This window comes from Shinella sedimenti, from assembly GCF_022601905.1.
GTDB classification, from domain to species: domain Bacteria; phylum Pseudomonadota; class Alphaproteobacteria; order Rhizobiales; family Rhizobiaceae; genus Shinella; species Shinella sedimenti.
In genome coordinates, this window is sequence record NZ_JAKVIN010000009.1 from 80814 (window position 1) to 97658 (window position 16845).

19 protein-coding genes are annotated in these 16845 nt (G+C 64.5%); 16 read left to right on the plus strand and 3 right to left on the minus strand.

What is annotated here, in order from left to right:
* Window positions 1-6: 6 nt before the first annotated feature.
* Window positions 7-267, minus strand: coding sequence for a DUF1344 domain-containing protein (locus tag MKI86_RS20215; protein WP_241604700.1), 261 nt, complete (start codon window positions 265-267; stop codon window positions 7-9).
* 287 nt (window positions 268-554) lie between these two features.
* Here MKI86_RS20215 and MKI86_RS20220 point away from each other — a divergent pair, with 287 nt between their 5' ends.
* Both MKI86_RS20220 and aroC read left to right on the plus strand, forming a co-directional pair.
* Entirely contained in the window at window positions 555-4106 is a 3552-nt protein-coding gene (locus MKI86_RS20220) for a bifunctional diguanylate cyclase/phosphodiesterase (RefSeq protein WP_241604701.1), read from the plus strand.
* Between the two features lie 76 nt (window positions 4107-4182).
* Complete coding sequence (gene aroC, locus MKI86_RS20225) at window positions 4183-5301, plus strand: chorismate synthase (RefSeq protein ID WP_241604702.1); 1119 nt, start codon at window positions 4183-4185, stop codon at window positions 5299-5301.
* Window positions 5302-5378: 77 nt separating this feature from the next.
* Here the strand turns inward: aroC and MKI86_RS20230 are convergent, their stop codons facing one another.
* A complete protein-coding gene (locus tag MKI86_RS20230; protein ID WP_241604704.1) occupies window positions 5379-6578 on the minus strand; it encodes a winged helix-turn-helix domain-containing protein in 1200 nt (399 codons plus the stop codon).
* A gap of 101 nt (window positions 6579-6679) precedes the next feature.
* Here MKI86_RS20230 and MKI86_RS20235 point away from each other — a divergent pair, with 101 nt between their 5' ends.
* The 6 genes from MKI86_RS20235 to MKI86_RS20260 are packed head-to-tail and all read left to right on the plus strand — an operon-like array spanning window position 6680 to window position 11610.
* Complete coding sequence (locus tag MKI86_RS20235) at window positions 6680-7360, plus strand: energy-coupling factor ABC transporter ATP-binding protein (RefSeq protein WP_241604706.1); 681 nt, start codon at window positions 6680-6682, stop codon at window positions 7358-7360.
* Window positions 7354-7959: an energy-coupling factor transporter transmembrane component T family protein gene (locus MKI86_RS20240; RefSeq protein WP_241604709.1), complete on the plus strand. Its 606-nt coding sequence runs from the start codon at window positions 7354-7356 to the stop codon at window positions 7957-7959. Before MKI86_RS20235 ends, MKI86_RS20240 begins: the two co-directional genes overlap by 7 nt.
* A gap of 32 nt (window positions 7960-7991) precedes the next feature.
* The gene (locus MKI86_RS20245) at window positions 7992-8555 is read left to right on the plus strand and encodes a biotin transporter BioY (protein WP_241604711.1); all 564 of its coding nucleotides are present in this window, start codon (window positions 7992-7994) and stop codon (window positions 8553-8555) included.
* 4 nt (window positions 8556-8559) lie between these two features.
* Entirely contained in the window at window positions 8560-10047 is a 1488-nt protein-coding gene (locus MKI86_RS20250; RefSeq protein ID WP_241605023.1) for a class I adenylate-forming enzyme family protein, read from the plus strand.
* Window positions 10025-11206 (plus strand): thiolase family protein, encoded by a 1182-nt coding sequence (locus MKI86_RS20255; RefSeq protein ID WP_241604713.1) that lies wholly within the window; start codon window positions 10025-10027, stop codon window positions 11204-11206. The genes MKI86_RS20250 and MKI86_RS20255 overlap by 23 nt, the downstream gene beginning before the upstream one ends.
* An 8-nt stretch (window positions 11207-11214) precedes the next feature.
* The gene (locus MKI86_RS20260; protein ID WP_241604715.1) at window positions 11215-11610 is read left to right on the plus strand and encodes a GFA family protein; all 396 of its coding nucleotides are present in this window, start codon (window positions 11215-11217) and stop codon (window positions 11608-11610) included.
* Here the strand turns inward: MKI86_RS20260 and MKI86_RS20265 are convergent.
* A complete protein-coding gene (locus MKI86_RS20265) occupies window positions 11596-11997 on the minus strand; it encodes an acyl-CoA thioesterase (protein WP_241604716.1) in 402 nt (133 codons plus the stop codon). The genes MKI86_RS20260 and MKI86_RS20265 overlap by 15 nt on opposite strands.
* 21 nt (window positions 11998-12018) lie before the next feature.
* Here MKI86_RS20265 and MKI86_RS20270 point away from each other — a divergent pair, with 21 nt between their 5' ends.
* The 8 genes from MKI86_RS20270 (at window position 12019) to MKI86_RS20305 (ending at window position 16839) form a co-directional block, all read left to right on the plus strand.
* Window positions 12019-12969 (plus strand): zinc-dependent alcohol dehydrogenase family protein, encoded by a 951-nt coding sequence (locus MKI86_RS20270; protein WP_241604718.1) that lies wholly within the window; start codon window positions 12019-12021, stop codon window positions 12967-12969.
* Between the two features lie 70 nt (window positions 12970-13039).
* Window positions 13040-13966 carry a histone deacetylase family protein gene (locus MKI86_RS20275; RefSeq protein ID WP_241604720.1) on the plus strand — a complete coding sequence of 309 codons (927 nt, stop codon included), beginning with the start codon at window positions 13040-13042 and terminating at the stop codon, window positions 13964-13966.
* 2 nt (window positions 13967-13968) lie between these two features.
* A complete protein-coding gene (locus MKI86_RS20280) occupies window positions 13969-14223 on the plus strand; it encodes an exodeoxyribonuclease VII small subunit (protein WP_241604722.1) in 255 nt (84 codons plus the stop codon).
* 44 nt (window positions 14224-14267) lie between these two features.
* Entirely contained in the window at window positions 14268-14576 is a 309-nt protein-coding gene (locus tag MKI86_RS20285) for a nucleotidyltransferase family protein (RefSeq protein WP_241604724.1), read from the plus strand.
* Between the two features lie 19 nt (window positions 14577-14595).
* Window positions 14596-14919, plus strand: coding sequence for a HepT-like ribonuclease domain-containing protein (locus MKI86_RS20290; RefSeq protein ID WP_241604726.1), 324 nt, complete (start codon window positions 14596-14598; stop codon window positions 14917-14919).
* A gap of 98 nt (window positions 14920-15017) precedes the next feature.
* Window positions 15018-15941, plus strand: coding sequence for a pirin family protein (locus MKI86_RS20295; protein ID WP_241604728.1), 924 nt, complete (start codon window positions 15018-15020; stop codon window positions 15939-15941).
* Window positions 15942-15984: 43 nt separating this feature from the next.
* Entirely contained in the window at window positions 15985-16413 is a 429-nt protein-coding gene (locus MKI86_RS20300) for a DUF1801 domain-containing protein (protein WP_241604730.1), read from the plus strand.
* A gap of 21 nt (window positions 16414-16434) precedes the next feature.
* A complete protein-coding gene (locus MKI86_RS20305) occupies window positions 16435-16839 on the plus strand; it encodes a DUF1801 domain-containing protein (RefSeq protein WP_241604731.1) in 405 nt (134 codons plus the stop codon).
* Window positions 16840-16845: the final 6 nt, after the last annotated feature.

Here is a 16845-nt window from a genome sequence, read left to right on the forward strand (position 1 = left end):
GGCGCCTTACTGAACGACCTCAAGGTCGTTGATGACGCGCTTGCCGTCGACTTCAGTGTAGAACACCACGACCTTCACGCCCGGCGCAAGGCCCTCGAAGTTGAACTCCTCGGGCGCCTGATACTTCTTGCCGTCATCCAGCGACAGGCTGAGACTGTTCGTGTCGACACCGGTGATTGTCGCCTCGACGTCAGCGCTTTCGGCAGACGCTGCAAGTGGCGAAAGGAAGGTGGCCATGGCCATGAGCGTGGCGATCATCAAACGCATTCTGCGAACCCCTGGAAATGAATCAGTCTTCTTACCGGCCACGTCAGATGCTCCCCAAATATGGCGAAATTCGCCCGTTTTTTGACTGTGGGTGACATGGATGGCCGGAAAGGGAGTGCGAATCAAGGCTCCCGCCAGCGTCATCCCCGCTATTATCCTGAGTGCTAAAGGCATCCGCAGCCAGCCGGTGCTGGCGAGACCGGGCAAGCCCCGGATTTCCGGCCGCTCATAAAGGCTATCTTAAGGGAAGCCACCCTATTTTCCCTCGACAAACGAGGGCTTGCGCGTTGCCATCGACTGCCTCTATTCGCCACCGCATTGCATCCATCGCGGAATGGGCGCGCCCTTCGCTCGTCCCCGCGGCGATCGCTGGCTGCGTCATCCTCGCTGCGACGGTCTTCTATGAACGACAGAACGAGCAGGTCTATCGCAACGACCTTCAGATGCGGGTGTCCGGCGATCTGGCGCTGACGGTTGCGCGGCTGCGCAGCGAGATGAACAGCGACGCGGCAGCCCTGCGCAGCGTCGCGAACATGATCTCCGTCACGACCGACCATGCAGCGGCGCAGTTCAACCCCATGGCCGGCCGGCTAATGCTGCAGAACGGCCATATCCGCCGCATCGGCCTTGCGCCTGACGGCAAGGTCAGCCACGCCTTCCCGACAAGCGGCAACCAGCGCTATCTCGGCACCGATTTCAAACGCTTCCCTTCGTTTCGCCATGCGGTTCGCAGCGAGCGCGGTCTTGGCGAACCTCGCATCTTCGGCCCCGTGGAGTTTGCCAAGGGTGGCCGAGGCTTCAACCTCTTCGTACCGGTTTTCACCCAGGTTGGCGGGCGGCAGCACCTGTGGGGCTATGTCGACGGCGTGATCGACGAGCGAAAACTCCTCATCGATGCCGGTCTGATCACCGAAGGTCAGCGCGTGCGGCACGGCATCTCACAGCATGCCACGGACATGGAACTGGCGATCCGCGATATCAGCGTGCCTGATAACATCAACGATCCGTTCTTCGGCAATGCCGAGGTTTTCGAGAGCAATCCGGTGGTGCAGGTTCTGAGCTTTCCCGGCGGCACATGGGAAGTGGGAGCGATCCCAACGCAGGGCTGGCACCATCCGCCGGAAAACCTTGCGCAGATCCGCCTCACCGCTATCGCAAGCGCCCTTGTCATCATTGTACCGATCTTCCTGACCGGCGGCCTCATCTCCGAACGCCAGCGAAACCTCGCCCGGCTTAGAGCCCGCGACCGGCAGGTGCAGACGCTGTCCCAGCGTCTCGACATCGCCCTCGACGCGTCCAAGATCGGCATCTGGGAATACGACTTCATGAACGGCGTCCGCCAATGGGACGCCCAGATGCATCGCCTGCATGGCTTCTCCCAGACCGTGGCGCTCACGGACGATCTCTGGTACGCCGCGTTGCATCCCGATGATATTGGGCCTGCAAACGCCCAGATGGACCTGATCCGGGCAGGCGCGAATGATTTCCGCGCGCAGTACCGCATCCGCATGCAGGACGGCTCATGGCGGCACATCCGCAGCGTCGGCTCGCGCCTCGCCGGCCCCAACGGCGGCGAAACGCTGACCGGCATCTGCTGGGACGTCAGCGAAGATGTCCTGCTGAATGAGGCCCTGAAGACGGCAAAGGAACAGACCGAGGTGCAGAACGTCGAGCTGGCCAAGCTCACGCAACGCCTCGACCTTGCGCTCGATGCCTATCAATGCGGCCTTTGGGAAAGCGATCTCCAAGACGGGCTGACGCTTTGGGACGAGCGCATGCATCAGCTCTACGGTGTCCCGAATACCGGAGAGCGCATCCCGCACGCGGTCTGGCTGGCAGCGCTTCACCCGGACGATCGGGCAGAGGCTCTGCGCAAGGTGGCAGACAGCACGCAAAGAAACCTGCCCTACATGCGCACCGCCCGTATCCTGCTGCCCGACGGAAACATCCGTTACGTCCAGTCTGTCGGCAAGCTGCATGTCGAGGACGGCCGGCGCAAACTGGTCGGCCTTGCCTTCGACGTGACCGAAGACGTGTACATGACCGAAAGCCTGAAGGAAGCAAAAGAGCGCTCCGAGCGGCAGAATGCCGAGCTGGAGCAGACCACGCGGCGCCTAGACCTGGCGCTCGATTCCTATCAGTGCGGCATGTGGGAGGCCGATCTGGACGGCGGGCGTACCTTCTGGGACGTGCGCATGCACCAACTCTACGGCCTCACCTTTACCGACGGCATCGTCACGCGCGAGGCATGGCTCGCCACGATCCACCAGGATGACCGCGATGCGATCGTGGAAAACGTCGACCGGTGCACGGCTCTGGAACAGCCCTATGTGCACGAGGCACGCGTGGTCTTGTCCAGCGGCGAAATCCGCCACATCCGCTCGGTCGGCAAGGTGCACCATGGGCATGGCGGTAGCCGCAAGCTGATCGGGCTTGCCTTCGACGTGACCGAGGACGTGGTTTTGCGCGACCACCTCAAGGCCGCCAAGGCCCAGGCGGACGCCAAGAACATCGAGCTCGAACAGGCGCGGGTGCGTATCGAGCACAATGCGCTGCACGATCCCCTGACCGGGCTTGGCAACCGCCGCAAGCTCGATGACGTGCTGACCGCGATCTCCAGAGACAGCACGGCGGACGGAGCGCAGATCGCCATCCTGCATATCGATCTCGACCGCTTCAAGCAGATCAACGACACGCTCGGCCATGCCGCCGGCGATGCGCTGCTCGTGCATGCCTCGCAGGTGCTGACCATATCCACGCGCGAGAGCGACCTCGTCGCGCGCATCGGCGGCGACGAATTCGTCGTGGTGGTCTCCGACGCTACCGACGAGAACTATCTGAGCGGCCTTGCGCGCCGCATCATCGCCCTGATGCAGCAGCCCGTCGATTACGAAGGCCATCTCTGCCGCTTCGGCGTCAGCATCGGCATCGCCTTTGCCTCCGGGCATTCCATCGACACGGCGAAGCTGCTGGTCAACGCCGATATCGCGCTTTACCGGGCCAAGGCGCTCGGCCGCAACCGCCACGAATTCTTCACCGAGACGCTGCAGGCCGAGATCATCTCGACCAAGCGCACCGCCGACGACATTCTCTCCGGCATCGAGAACAACGAGTTCGTGCCCTACTACCAACCGCAGATCGATGCCGGCACGCTGAAGCTTGCCGGCGCGGAGGCGCTGATCCGCTGGAACCATCCGCGCGATGGCCTGCTGACGCCCGACCGTTTCCTCAAGATCGCCGAAGACCTCAACGTGATGGCGACGCTCGACCGGATCGTGCTGGAAAAGGCGCTGCTGGATTGTGCGCGCTGGGCGGCCAAGGGTCTGGTCATGCCGAAGATATCGGTCAATGTTTCAGCCCGGCGCCTGCGCGACGAGAGCCTGATCGAAAGCCTCACGGGTCTGTCGATCCAACCCGGCCAGCTGTCCTTCGAACTGGTGGAATCCATCTTCCTCGACGAGAGCGACGATGTGGTTCTCTCCAACCTGGCGCGCATCAAGGCACTCGGCATCGATATCGAGATCGACGACTTCGGCACCGGGCACACCTCCATCGTGAGCCTGCTCAAGCTGAAACCCAACCGGCTGAAGATCGACCGGCAGCTCGTGTCTCCCATCCTCAAGTCGCGAAACGAGCAGGCGCTGGTGCGATCGATCATCGAGATCGGCCGCTCGCTCGGCATCGAGATCGTCGCGGAAGGCGTGGAAACGATGCAGCATGCCGAGATGCTCAGCATGCTCGGCTGCGACCTCTTGCAAGGCTACGCCTTTGCAAAGCCGCTGTCGCGCGACGCGTTTCTCGCCTTCGGCACCGAGATGCGCTGGAAGATGGCATCGTAAGGACGTGAAACCCTTGTCCCGGGCGTGCCTTTTCCACTAAGAGAAGGCACACTTTCCTATCGGTCCGGTTCCGCTCATGTCGCACAACACTTTCGGTCATCTCTTCCGCGTCACCACATGGGGCGAAAGCCATGGGGTAGCACTCGGCTGCGTGGTGGACGGCTGCCCTCCCGGCATCCGCTTCACCCTTGCGGAACTCCAGGCCTGGCTCGACAAGCGCAAGCCCGGCCAGTCGCGTTTCGTGACGCAGCGCCGCGAAGACGACCTCGTCAAGGTACTCTCCGGCGTGATGCTGGACGATGACGGCGAGACGATGATCACGACCGGCACGCCCGTTTCCATGCTGATCGAGAACACCGACCAGCGCTCCAAGGATTACGGCGAGATCGCCCATCGCTACCGCCCCGGTCATGCCGACTACACCTATGACGTCAAGTACGGCATTCGCGACTATCGCGGCGGCGGACGCTCCTCCGCCCGCGAGACCGCCGCGCGCGTTGCAGCCGGCGGCCTTGCCCGCAAGGTCGTGCCCGGCCTCGTCGTGCGCGCCGCACTGGTGCAGATCGGCAAGCACAAGATCGACCGGAACAACTGGGACTGGAACGAGGTGAGCAACAACCCGTTCTTCGCGCCCGATCCGGCCATCGTTCCCGTCTGGGAAGAATATCTGGACGGCATCCGCAAGGCCGGCTCCTCCGTCGGCGCCGTCGTGGAGGTCGTGGCCGAGGGCGTGCCCGCCGGCATCGGCGCGCCGATCTACGGCAAGCTCGACCAGGACATCGCCTCGCTCCTCATGTCGATCAACGCCGTGAAGGGCGTGGAGATCGGCGAGGGCTTCGCCTCTGCCGAACTGACAGGCGAGGAAAATGCCGACGAGATGCGCATGGGCAATGACGGCAATCCGATCTTCCTTTCGAACCATGCCGGCGGCATCCTCGGCGGCATCTCGACGGGCCAGCCGGTGGTGGCGCGCTTCGCGATCAAGCCGACGTCCTCCATCCTCACCGAGCGCCGCTCCATAGATGCCGACGGCAACAATGTCGACGTGCGCACCAAGGGCCGGCACGATCCCTGCGTGGGCATCCGCGCCGTGCCGATCGGTGAAGCCATGGTCGCCTGCGCCATCGCCGATCACTACCTGCGCGACCGCGGCCAGACCGGACGTCTGACGTCACAGGGCGGCTCGGCAACGTAAGCGCCGCAGGCCCCCCTCATCCGCCTGCCAGCACCTTCTCCCCGTAAGTGCGGAGAAGAGCGCGGCGGCGGGCGGTGCTACGTCTCCTCGCCCTGCCAGCCATCCAGATAGCGCACGTTCTCAACGCCCGCAAACCGGGCCACGCGTGCCAGTTCGGCTTCCAAACGCTCCAGCCGCCCGGCGGAGCCACGGACCTTCGGCTCCCACCAAATGCGCCGGACGGAGAGCACGCCCGCCTTGCGGTCGGCCTTCATGTCGATGCGGCCGACGAGGCGGTCGCCCTCAAGCAGCGGGAAGACATAGTAGCCATATTGCCGCTTCGGCTCCGGCACGAAGATTTCGATTCGGTAGAAGTAGCCGAAAAGACGCTCCGTGCGGTTGCGGTCCCGGATCAGCGGATCGAAGGGCGAGAGCACGCGCAGGCGTGCGGGCGGCTCTGGCACATCGCGCAGGCTGTCGGCCGAATGCGCGAAGGCATAGGCGGCGCGGGGCTTGCCGCCATCGGCGGTCTCGATGGAGACCTGACGCAGCTCCGCCCTGTTGTCATCGACCCAGGCCTTCGCCTCCTCCGGCGTGACCAGCGCCCAGAAGGCGGCGATTTCGCCGTGGGTGGCAAAGCCCAGCCGTTCCAGCGCGCTGCGGCAGGCCCAGTCGACGAAAACGTCATGCTCGACGGCGGGTTCGTGGTGATGCTGCGGCAGGACACGCTCGGCGAGATCATAGACCTTCTGGAAATTCTCCCGACGCGCGATGGCCAGCTTGCCGGTGTGCCAGAGATATTCGAGCGCCGTCTTGTTCGGATGCCAGTTCCACCAGCCGCCGGATTTGTGATCGTCCACCTTCAGGTCGCGCGACATCACCGCCCCGCCTTCGGCGATGCGCTGGTAGGTTTCCTCGAAGGTCGCGTCGAAACCCTCGCCCTGCCATTTGCGCCAGTTTGCCAGGATGGACGCTTCCTTACGGCGGAAACGATGCTTCCAGTAGCGGAAGAAGGCGCTGGGGATGATGGAGGCGTCATGCGTCCAGTGCTCGAAGAGCTCGCCGTCCTTCTCCAGGAGTTCGGCGAGATGCTCGCGCCGGTACGTCTGGTTGCGCGAGAAGAGGATCTGGTGATGCGCCCGCTCGACGGTCGCGATGCTGTCCACCTGCACGAAACCGATATCGTGGATGAGCTGCAGCAGCCCCGCCTTGCCAAGCGCACGGCCGGGCGGGCTGCTCAGCCCCTGCCGCGAAAGGAAGATGCGCCGGGCTTCGGCATTGGAAAGCAGAATCGTCATGCGCGATGATAGACACACATTCCCGGTTTGTTCCACCCGGTTTTCTTTGCGCCCCGCCATGTTATAGGTCACGCCGACTTTCGCGAACCGGGAACCTGCTCTTGGACATCGTCTTTTCCGCCGCAACGGTGGCCTATGGCGCGCGCACTGCGCTCCAGCCGCTGACGCTCACGCTGGCTGAGCGACGCATCGGCGTCGTCGGCCTTAATGGATCGGGCAAGACCACCATGGCGCGGCTGATCAACGGCCTCGTCAAGCCGACCGCCGGCACAGTGACGGTGGATGGGCTCGATACCGTCGCGGACGAAGCGGCAGCGCGCGGGAAGACGGGCTTCATTTTCCAGAACCCGCAGCACCAGATGATCTTGCCGATCCTGGCCGAGGACATTGCCTTCGGGCTGAAGAACCGCAAGCTGAGCAAGGCGGAAATCGCCGAGAAGACCGATGCCATCCTCGCCCGCTTCGGCATTTCGCATCTTGCCCGCCGGCGTGTGCATGAGCTTTCCGGCGGCGAGACGCAGCTTGGCGCTATCGCCAGCGTGCTCGTCACCGGGCCAGACCTGCTGATCCTCGATGAGCCGACCAACCAGCTCGACCTGAAGAACCGCGCGCTGATCGAGCGCACCATCGCCGCCCTGCCCGAGCAGGTGCTCGTCATCAGCCACGACCTCGCACTCATCGAAGAATTCGACCGCGTGCTGGTGTTCCACGAGGGCCGGCTTGCCGCCGATGACACGCCTTCGAACGCCATTGCCGCTTACCGGAAACTGGCTACATGCTGAACGGGCTCGACATCGAGGGCAATTCGCCGCTTCACCGCATGCCGGTGCGCGGCAAGCTCATCCTTTTGTTCACAGCCGCGATCCTGCTCCTGCTGATCTCGGACCTGCGCATTCTCGTGCCTGCGCTCGCGCTTGCCGCATTCCTTTACCTCTCCACCGGCATCGGGCTTAAAGAGGCCTTCCGCCGCACGCGTTTCGTGCTGTTCACGGTGCTGCTTGTCGCACTCGCGAACTACCTGTTCCATACGGTACACGAGGCGCTCGTCGTATTTTGCCGGCTGTCGGCACTGGTGCTGCTGGCCGCTGCCGTGACCGCGACGACGGGCATTTCCGCCTTCATGGACGAGATTACGCGGCTGATCACCCCGCTCGAACGGTTCGGCTTCGTGCGGGCGGCGGATGTCAGCCTGGCGGTCGGTCTCGTCATTCGCTTCGTACCCGAGATCTTTGCGCGTTACGGCGAGATTGCCGACGCGCACAGGGCGCGCGGCCTGCGTGTGCGGCCACTCACGATGCTCGTTCCGCTCATCATCCTGACATTGAAGGATGCCGACACGATCGCCATGGCGATTGACGCCCGCGGTTTTCGGCGGCACTAAACCCTCTCTTTACTGTTTTTGGGGATTCAGACGTGACCACAAGAGACATCGTGCTTGTTGCCCTCTTCGCCGCCATCATGGTGGTTCTGGGCCTGTTGCCGCCGATCACGCTCGGCTTCATTCCCGTGCCGATCACGGCGCAATCGCTCGGCGTCATGCTTGCCGGCTGCATTCTCGGCGCACGGCGCGGTGCCGCCGCCATGTTGCTTGTACTCCTGCTCGTCGCGATAGGTCTTCCGGTCCTTTCCGGCGGTCGCGGCGGGCTGGCGATCTTTGCCGGACCGACCGCCGGCTATATCGTCGGCTGGGTGGTCGGTGCGTTTGTCTGCGGCCTGATCGCCGAACGCCTCGTGAGGGAAGACCAGTCGGAACTCTCGCAGTTCATTTCCTTCCTTGTGGCTTCGGTGATCGGCGGCATCGGCATCGTCTATCTCTTTGGCATGCCCTGGCTCGCCTATATGAGCGGCAAGGTCTTTTTCGAAACGGCTGCCGCATCGCTGGTTTTCCTGCCGGGCGACCTGATCAAGGCGTTCGTCGCCATGCTTGCCGCCCGCGCGGTGCTTGCCGGCTATCCGCTTCTGCCGCAGCGCGCCTGAGCCGATGCCGCTTTCCGGCGCCATCGAACGACACGCCGTACGCAATCCGCAGAACCCGGCTTTCCATCTGGAGGACCGGGTTCTTTCCTACGGGGCGCTGGCCGCCACGGCGCGGACGTGCCATACCGCCTTCACGAGGCTTGCCCCGGAAGGCCGGAGTGTCATCGGCCGCAAGACACGCCTGATCGCGCTCGTTTGCGGCAACCACCTGCTCTTCCCAGCCGCCTTCGTTGCCGCAACGGCCGGCAACAATTGCGTGGCGCTGATCGATCCACATCTGCCGGACGCGATGCGCGGCCGGATGCTGGAGAAGCTCGCGCCCGATACCTTGGTGACGGCGGAAGGCGACGGTCTTCTCGCCAGTGCTCCCCGCACGGGCGGGTCGCAGCGCCTCGCCGAATGCGCGACCACCGACGCGCCGCCGCTGCCCGAGGGCCACGACGACGATCCATTCCTCATCGTCTTCACGTCCGGCACCACGGCCGATCCGAAACCGATCATCCGCGACCGCCGCTCATGGCGCATCAGCCTTTCGGCAGGCGCACCGTTCTTCGGCATCGATATCGAAACCCACAGTTATGCCCCCGGCCCCCTCGCCCATGGGCTTGCGCTCTATGCGATGACCGAAACGCTGCTTGGCGGCGCGACCTTCCATTCGGCCACGCATTTCGATGCGGTCAGCGCCCGCGAGACGATGCGCACGGCGACCGTTCGCCGCCTCGTTCTGGTGCCGACCATGCTGCGCCGGCTCTGCGAGGGGCCGCCGGTTGCGAGCGTCGAGGCCATCACCGTGGCGGGCGCCAAGCTGACCGCGGGCGACCATGTGCTCAGCCGAAAACACTTCCCGAAGGCAGACCTGCGCGAATATTACGGGGCTTCCGAACTGGGCTTCATTACCGTCACGCAACCGGATGCCGCGGCATCATCGACGGCCGTCGGTCATGCCTTTCCAGGTGTCATTGTCTCGGTTCTCGATGAGGACGGCGCTCCCGTGACGGCAGGCGAAACGGGCACAATCTTCGTGCAAAGCCCGCTGGTTGCCACGGGTTATCTCGGTGCGGGCGATGGCACGGGGCTCAAGCGTTTCGGTGCGCTCGCGACCGTCGGCGACCTCGGCTTTCTCGACGCTGATGGCACGCTGCACCTGCTCGGCCGGTCCGGCGGCATGGTGCTTTCAGGCGGCAACAACATCTACCCGTCCGAGGTGGAAGCGGCCCTGCTTGGCCTTGCCTGCGTGCGCGCTGCCCATGTCTTCGGCTGCGACCACGCCGATCTCGGCAGCGAACTCGTTGCCGTGATCGAGCCGTCGGAAGCCGGTCTTGCGGCAGAAGACCTGCAGGCCGCCATGGCCGCGGTGCTGCCGCGCTACAAACAGCCGCGCCGGATCTGGCAGTGCCAGACGATGCCGGTCACGCCCTCCGGCAAGGTGGCGGCCAAGACCGTGCGGCAGTGGGTTGCGGAGGACAACGATGCGCTCGAACGCCTCTTCTGATCCCGACCGCATCCCCGTCGTCGCAGCGGCGTTGCGCACACCGATCGGCCGCATCAATGGCATGCTGGCCGCCATCGAGCCGGCAAGCCTGGCCGCACCGCTCATCCGCCGGATCCTGACCGAAACGGGCCTTGCACCCGATGCGGTGGATGACGTGATCCTCGGCAATGCCGCCAATAGTGCCGGTAACCTCGCGCGCCTCGCCGGGCTGGAGGCCGGGCTGCCGGTCGCCGTGCCCGGCCTGACGGTGGACCGCCAGTGCGGCTCGGGGCTGGAGGCGATCGCGCTGGCTGCACGGCTCGTCCAGGCAGGCGCCGGGCGCTTCTACCTGGCCGGCGGCACGGAAAGCACCAGCCGCGCGCATCTGCGGCTGCGCCCGCCGATGGTGCCCGGCGGGGCGCCTGAACCCGTGCCGCGCGCCCGTATGGCGCCGGATTCCATTGGCGACCCCGACATGGGGATCGCCGCCGAAAACGTCGCCGCCCATGCCGGCATCAGCCGCGCGCGGCAGGATGCCTTCGCGCTCGAAAGCCATCGCCGGGCGGTGGCGGCCCGGAAGGCCGGGCGGTTCGATGGCGAGATCGTGCCGATCGAGACGCCCGCCGGCCTCGTCACGCGGGACGAATGCCCGCGCGAAAACACCTCGCTTGAAAAACTTGCCGGCTTGAAACCCGCCTTCCGGCCGGATGGCACCGTGACCGCGGGCAATGCCTGCCCGGTCAATGACGGGGCGTCGGTCGTGCTCGTCACGTCGCTTGCGGGTGCGCGAGCGCTCGGCCTGACCGTTCTCATGGAGATCGTGGACAGCGTCACCGTCGGCGTCGATCCGAACCTGCTGGGGCTTGGTCCCGTGCCGGCCGTGCACAAGCTTGCGGCACGCAATCCCGGCCTCGATGCCGTAAGCGTGCCCTTTCTCGAGTTTAATGAAGCCTTCGCCGCGCAGGTGCTGGCCTGCCTGGATTCCCTCGGCATCGATCCTGCCGCCGTCAATCGCGATGGCGGGGCGCTGGCGCTCGGCCATCCCTATGGCGCGTCAGGGGCCATTCTCATCACACGGCTTTTCGCGCAGATGCGCGATGCCGCCGAAGGCACCGCGGGTTTGGCGATGATGGGCATCGGCGGCGGCATGGGCATCGCCACGCTTTTCCGGAAGGCATGAGGACCGACATGCGCAAGACGATCTATTCCGGCGGCTGCCTGTGCGGCGCGATCCGCTTCGAGGCAACGGCGCCCGCGGAAAAGCCGCACACCTGCTCCTGCCGGTTCTGCCAGCAGCATACCGGCGCACCGACCGCCGCCTGGGTAGAGTTTCCGGCCGAGCGCGTGGCATGGACGGGCAAGGGCGGAAAGCCGTCGACCTGGCGTTCCTCGGATTATTCCAGCCGCGCCTTCTGCCCGACCTGCGGCAGCTCGCTCGGCGCCCTCGACGACGATCCGGTCGTGGCGCTCCTCATCGGCGGCTTCGACGATCCGCGCGATCCTGCGCTTGCGCCGCAGTACCATTCCTTCGAGGATTGCCGGCCGGACTGGCTTTACGTGGAGACGGCCTCAGGCGAGGAATAACTTCAGCCAGTCGCGCACCGGCTGCGGAACATTGACCGGCTGACGGCCAGCGGGATCGACGGCGACCCAGACGATCTCGAGATCCGCGACAGGGCGCCCTTCGGATGAAACAGCCACGGCAAAGGTGAGCGAGGTTGCGCCGATGCGCGTGACCGAGACCTTGAAGCGCGCGAGATCGTCCAGTTTCAAGCCCCGATGGAAGGTGCAGCCGGACTTGCGCACGAGATAGACAGGATCGCCCGCGTCTTCGGGCCGGTGACGCCACAGGCCCGCGACCGCCACTTCGGCATGGGCATAATAGGCGGCATTGTGCATGTGGCCGTGCATGTCTATATCGCGGAACGGTATCCTGATATCGCTGGCCGTGATGTCTGCCGCCTGTTCCACGTCGTATCCCGGGGTTAGACCATGCTTCGTGCCGTTGTTAGAGCCTTCGGCGACCCCCGGCAAGTGATCGACCTCGAAGAGGCCGATCCCGTCGCTCCCGGCCCGGGCGATGTGGAAATCCGAATCCATCGCGCGGCGATCAATCCCTCCGATCTCATCCCCGTCACCGGCGCCTATCGCAGCCGTACCGTCCTGCCCTTCGTGCCGGGCTTCGAGGGCGTGGGTGAAATCATGAGCCTCGGCACCGACGTCACCGGATTGTCCATCGGCCAGCGCGTGCTGCCGATCGGCGCGAGCGGGCTCTGGCAGCAGCGGCTCGTGCGCCCGGCGAACTGGTGCTTTGCCGTGCCGGATGACCTTTCCGACGATCAGGCCGCCATGGCCTATGTGAACCCGCTCACGGCCTTCCGGCTTATCGACGCCGTGCAGGCGCATTTCGGCAAGGCTGGCGTCCGGCGCGTCGGCGTGACCGCCGCAGCATCCGCCATCGGTCGCATGCTGCTCGTCCTGCTGGCCGAGGCCGGGTTCCATCCCGTCGCTCTCGTGCGCAGTGCTGCGACCGCCGAACGTCTTGCCGAAACCTTCGCCGGAGAGATCGCCGTAAGGGTGGCGCCCGATCTCGATGCCGTGCTCGATGCGGTCGGCGGCGAGGCTGGCAATGAGCTGTTCCGGCAGGTCAGGGCCGGCGGCGCGTTCATCCAGTACGGCGCGCTTTCCGGTGCGCAGCTCGACCCGGCGCTGGTGACGGAAAGGCGCGAGGCGGTGGCGTTCTCCTTCCTCTGGCTGCGCAACTGGGTGCATGCCGCCCCGCGCGCCGATATCGAAGGCGCCTTCGCACGCAGCTTTACGGGCATTCGCGCCGGCATACTCGGTTCCGCTGTCGATGGGGTCTACGCGCTCTCGGAGCTCGCCGCTGCACTTGCTCATGAGGACGACCCGGCGCGCACCGGCAAGGTGCTTCTTGCGCCATGACCGTTGAAAAGGCGTGGACACCGGCCCATTTCCCGTGGACCGCGCCAACCGCAATGGATAGCTTCCGGCCATGACGACGTTCCTTTTCGAGAACCCGATCTTCCTTGAGCATCACACGCCCGAGGGCCACCCGGAGCGGTCCGACCGCATCCGGGCGCTCAACCTTGCGCTGGAGCATGAGCGTTTCGCGCCGCTGGTGCGCGAAAAGGCACCGCAGGCGAACGAGGATTTCGTGCTGCTTGCTCATCCCGAAAGCCATCTGCGCGCGGTGATGGACGTGATCCCCGAGGAGGGCATCAACCACTTCGAGGCCGACACCCATGCCAGTCCCGCAAGCCTACAGGCGGCGCTCACCGGCGTCGGCGGCGCGGTGGCGGCTGTCGACGCGGTCTTTTCAGGCAAGGCGGACAATGCCTTCGTCGCATCCCGTCCCCCCGGCCACCATGCCGAGCGTGAAAAGGCGATGGGCTTCTGCTTCTTCAACAATGCCGCAATCGCCGCCCGCCATGCGCAGAAGGTCCATGGCGCCGAGCGTGTCGCTATCGTGGATTGGGACGTGCACCACGGCAACGGCACGCAGGATATCTTCTTCAACGATCCCTCGGTGCTGTTCTGTTCGACACACCAGATGCCGCTCTATCCCGGTACCGGCGCGAAGGATGAGACGGGTGCTGGCAACATCGTCAATGCACCGCTCTCGCCGAACGACGGCAGCGACCATTTCCGCGAGGCCTTCAAGTCGCGCGTGCTGCCGCGTGTCGCCGATTTCAGGCCGGACCTGATCATCATCTCCGCCGGCTTCGATGCGCACCACCGCGACCCGCTGGCGCAGATCAATCTCGTCGCCGACGATTTCGACTGGGCGACGGCAAGACTGATGGAACTCTCGGAAAAGTCGGCCAATCATCGCGTCGTCAGCCTGCTGGAAGGCGGCTACGACCTCGAGGGCCTTGCCGAATCCGCTGCCACCCATATCTTTCGCCTGATGAGAGGCTAACCATGAACAACCCTGCCCCCGCCACCGATGTCTCGGCGCTGTCCTTCGAGCAGGCCGTCGAGGAACTGGAAAAGATCGTCGCGGCGCTCGAGCGCGGCGACGTGCCGCTCGATCGATCCATCGAGATCTATGAGCGCGGTGAAGCGCTGAAGAAACATTGCGAAACGCTGCTTTCAGCCGCTGAAAACCGCATCGAGAAGATTCGTCTCGACCGCGCCGGCAAGCCGCAGGGCACCGAACCGCTCGACGGCGCGTAAGGGCCAATCTCGACGGTCGTTTCGCCTTGTGGTAGAATTCAGCCATGACCAGAGACGAGATCATCGCCAAGCTTGTGGAGCACCGTGCCGAACTTGAGGCGGCGGGGGCGGAGCACGTTTCGCTGTTCGGTTCGGTGGCGCGGGGCGGTGATACGAAGGAGTCTGATGTCGACGTGCTGATCAAGCTCTCGGAACCGGTCCGGCAATCGGGTTTCGGTTATTTCGGCGTGCTTGCCGATCTCAAAAGCATGATCGAAAAGTTCACCGGGCGCGCGGTCGATGTTCTTCCCGAGCCGATCCGGAAAGACAAACTCCGTAAAAATGTCGAGCGGGAGCGGGTCATTGCCTTCTAAACGGCCTAAGGCAAGGCTTTTGGATATCGTCGAGAATGCTACAAGCATCCTCGACTACACCGCCGGCCTGGATCGGCAGGCTTTCAGTGGCAATAGGCTGATCCGCGATGCGGTGGAGAGATGCCTGGAACGGATATCCGAAGCCGCGAGTAAGCTTGGTTCCACCGCCGAGACGCTTCTGCCACACCACCCCTGGCGGCACATTCGTGACTTGGGCAACATCCTTCGTCATGCCTACGACAGCGTCGATGAGGAAGTCGTCTGGTCGATCGTAACCAAACAGTTGCCCGCTTTGATCATTGATGCGCGAAACGCCGCAGCAAATCTTCCGGACGACACCTGACATCTCCAGCCGACGACACACCGTCCACATCCGCAGCCCTATCCACGCTCCGCCCTGCCCGCTAGCATACGGGCCACAACCGATGACAGGAGGGTGCCATGAGCTTTTTTCCCGGACAGGACCCTGAGGCCGGTGATGCGCCGGCCTGCGACGCGCTGGACCTGCTGATCATTCCGCGCACCAGCGATATCGGCGGGCTGGAGGTGCGGCGCGCCCTGCCGACGGCCAAGCGCCGGCTCGTTGGCCCGTTCATCTTCTTCGACCGTATGGGACCGGCGCTGTTGCGCGCCGGTGAGGCGATTGACGTGAAGCCGCACCCGCATATCGGCCTTTCCACCGTTACCTATCTGTTCGACGGCGAAATCAAGCATCGCGACAGCCTCGGCACCGAAATGGTCATCGCGCCCGGCGATGTGAACCTGATGACGGCCGGACGCGGCATCGTGCATTCGGAGCGTTCGCCGGAAAACCTGCGCGGCAGGCCGCAGTCGATCTCGGGTCTGCAGACCTGGCTTGCCTTGCCGGACCATCTGGAAGAGGCCGCTCCGGTCTTCGCTCACACCACCAAGGCCGAGCTTCCGGCCTTCTCCGCCGACGGCATTACCGGCCGCACGATCATCGGCCGCTACGAGGGCCATGCCTCGCCCGTCAGTGTGCCGACCGACACGCTCTATACGGACCTGACGCTTGCTCCGGGCGCTTCGGCGCCGCTTGCCGCGGACTGGGAGGAGCGTGCGGTCTACGTGCTTTCGGGCACGCTCGACGTGGCAGGCGATGTCTTTGCGGCCGACCAGCTTCTGGTTTTCCGCGCCGGCGATGCGATCACGCTGCAAGCCGGCCCGCAGGGCTGTCACATCATGCTGTTCGGCGGCGCGGCGCTGGGCTCCAAGCGCTATATCTGGTGGAACTTCGTATCCTCCTCGAAGGAGCGCATCGAGCAGGCCAAGGAGGAATGGCGCACCGGCCGTTTCGACATCGTGCCCGGCGACGAGGAGGAATTCGTGCCGCTGCCCGCAGGCTGACAGATTCGATTGCAAGAGTGCCAGGCGCAACGGGAGGAGATGCATGGCTGACAAGACAACAAATGCGGAAGGGGTCGTCCTTCTCTCAGGCGGAAACCCGCAGATCGCCAAGGGAGAAGGTGACGCGCCGGTAAAGGCCTACATCGCGGCCATGCCAGGCTGGAAGAGCGACATCGGCCGCAAGCTCGACGCTCTCATCGAAAAGACCGTACCGGGTGTCCGCAAGGCGGTGAAGTGGAACTCACCCTTCTATGGCGTGGAGGGCAAAGGCTGGTTCCTCAGCTATCACTGCTTTGCGAAATACATAAAGCTGACCTTCTTTCGCGGCACGTCGCTCGATCCTGTTCCGCCGGTGTCTTCCAAGACGAACGAGACGCGCTATTTCCATATCCATGAGGGCGAGGCGCTGGACGAGCGACAGCTTGCGGCCTGGATTAGCCAGGCAAGCGCGCTTCCCGGCGAGCGCCTGTAACGCCATATCGAGGACAATGCGATGACCGAGGAACAGAAAGGAGCCGAATCGCCTTCCGTACTGATCGACCGCCGGATTTCCGAACTGGCGGACTGGCGCGGTGAAACGCTGGCGAAGGTGCGAGAGCTGATCCGCGAGACCGACCCTGACGTCGTCGAGGAATGGAAATGGCGCGGCGTGCCGGTCTGGGAACATGGCGGCATCATCTGCACGGGCGAGACCTACAAGGCCGTGGTCAAGCTCACCTTTGCGAAGGGCGCGGCTCTGGAAGACCCGCAAGGCCTGTTCAACGCCAGCCTGGAGGGCAATAAGCGCCGCGCCATCGATCTGCGCGAGGGCGACGCGATCCGCGAGGAAGCTCTGAAGGGCCTGGTCCGCGCGGCCATCGCGCTCAATCGGGCGGCGCGCAGCGCAAAAAAGCGGTGAGTGCGG

Bases quoted from the DNA above. Each gene is read 5' to 3' on its own strand.
- MKI86_RS20215 (WP_241604700.1), bottom strand. From the start codon at position 267: ATGCGTTTGATGATCGCCACGCTCATGGCCATGGCCACCTTCCTTTCG.
- MKI86_RS20305 (WP_241604731.1), top strand. From the start codon at position 16,435: ATGACCGAGGAACAGAAAGGAGCCGAATCGCCTTCCGTACTGATCGAC.
- MKI86_RS20275 (WP_241604720.1), top strand. From the start codon at position 13,040: ATGACGACGTTCCTTTTCGAGAACCCGATCTTCCTTGAGCATCACACG.
- MKI86_RS20280 (WP_241604722.1), top strand. From the start codon at position 13,969: ATGAACAACCCTGCCCCCGCCACCGATGTCTCGGCGCTGTCCTTCGAG.
- MKI86_RS20260 (WP_241604715.1), top strand. From the start codon at position 11,215: ATGCGCAAGACGATCTATTCCGGCGGCTGCCTGTGCGGCGCGATCCGC.
- MKI86_RS20255 (WP_241604713.1), top strand. From the start codon at position 10,025: ATGCGCTCGAACGCCTCTTCTGATCCCGACCGCATCCCCGTCGTCGCA.
- MKI86_RS20300 (WP_241604730.1), top strand. From the start codon at position 15,985: ATGGCTGACAAGACAACAAATGCGGAAGGGGTCGTCCTTCTCTCAGGC.
- MKI86_RS20285 (WP_241604724.1), top strand. From the start codon at position 14,268: ATGACCAGAGACGAGATCATCGCCAAGCTTGTGGAGCACCGTGCCGAA.
- MKI86_RS20250 (WP_241605023.1), top strand. From the start codon at position 8,560: ATGCCGCTTTCCGGCGCCATCGAACGACACGCCGTACGCAATCCGCAG.
- MKI86_RS20295 (WP_241604728.1), top strand. From the start codon at position 15,018: ATGAGCTTTTTTCCCGGACAGGACCCTGAGGCCGGTGATGCGCCGGCC.
- MKI86_RS20240 (WP_241604709.1), top strand. From the start codon at position 7,354: ATGCTGAACGGGCTCGACATCGAGGGCAATTCGCCGCTTCACCGCATG.
- MKI86_RS20270 (WP_241604718.1), top strand. From the start codon at position 12,019: ATGCTTCGTGCCGTTGTTAGAGCCTTCGGCGACCCCCGGCAAGTGATC.
- aroC (WP_241604702.1), top strand. From the start codon at position 4,183: ATGTCGCACAACACTTTCGGTCATCTCTTCCGCGTCACCACATGGGGC.
- MKI86_RS20230 (WP_241604704.1), bottom strand. From the start codon at position 6,578: ATGACGATTCTGCTTTCCAATGCCGAAGCCCGGCGCATCTTCCTTTCG.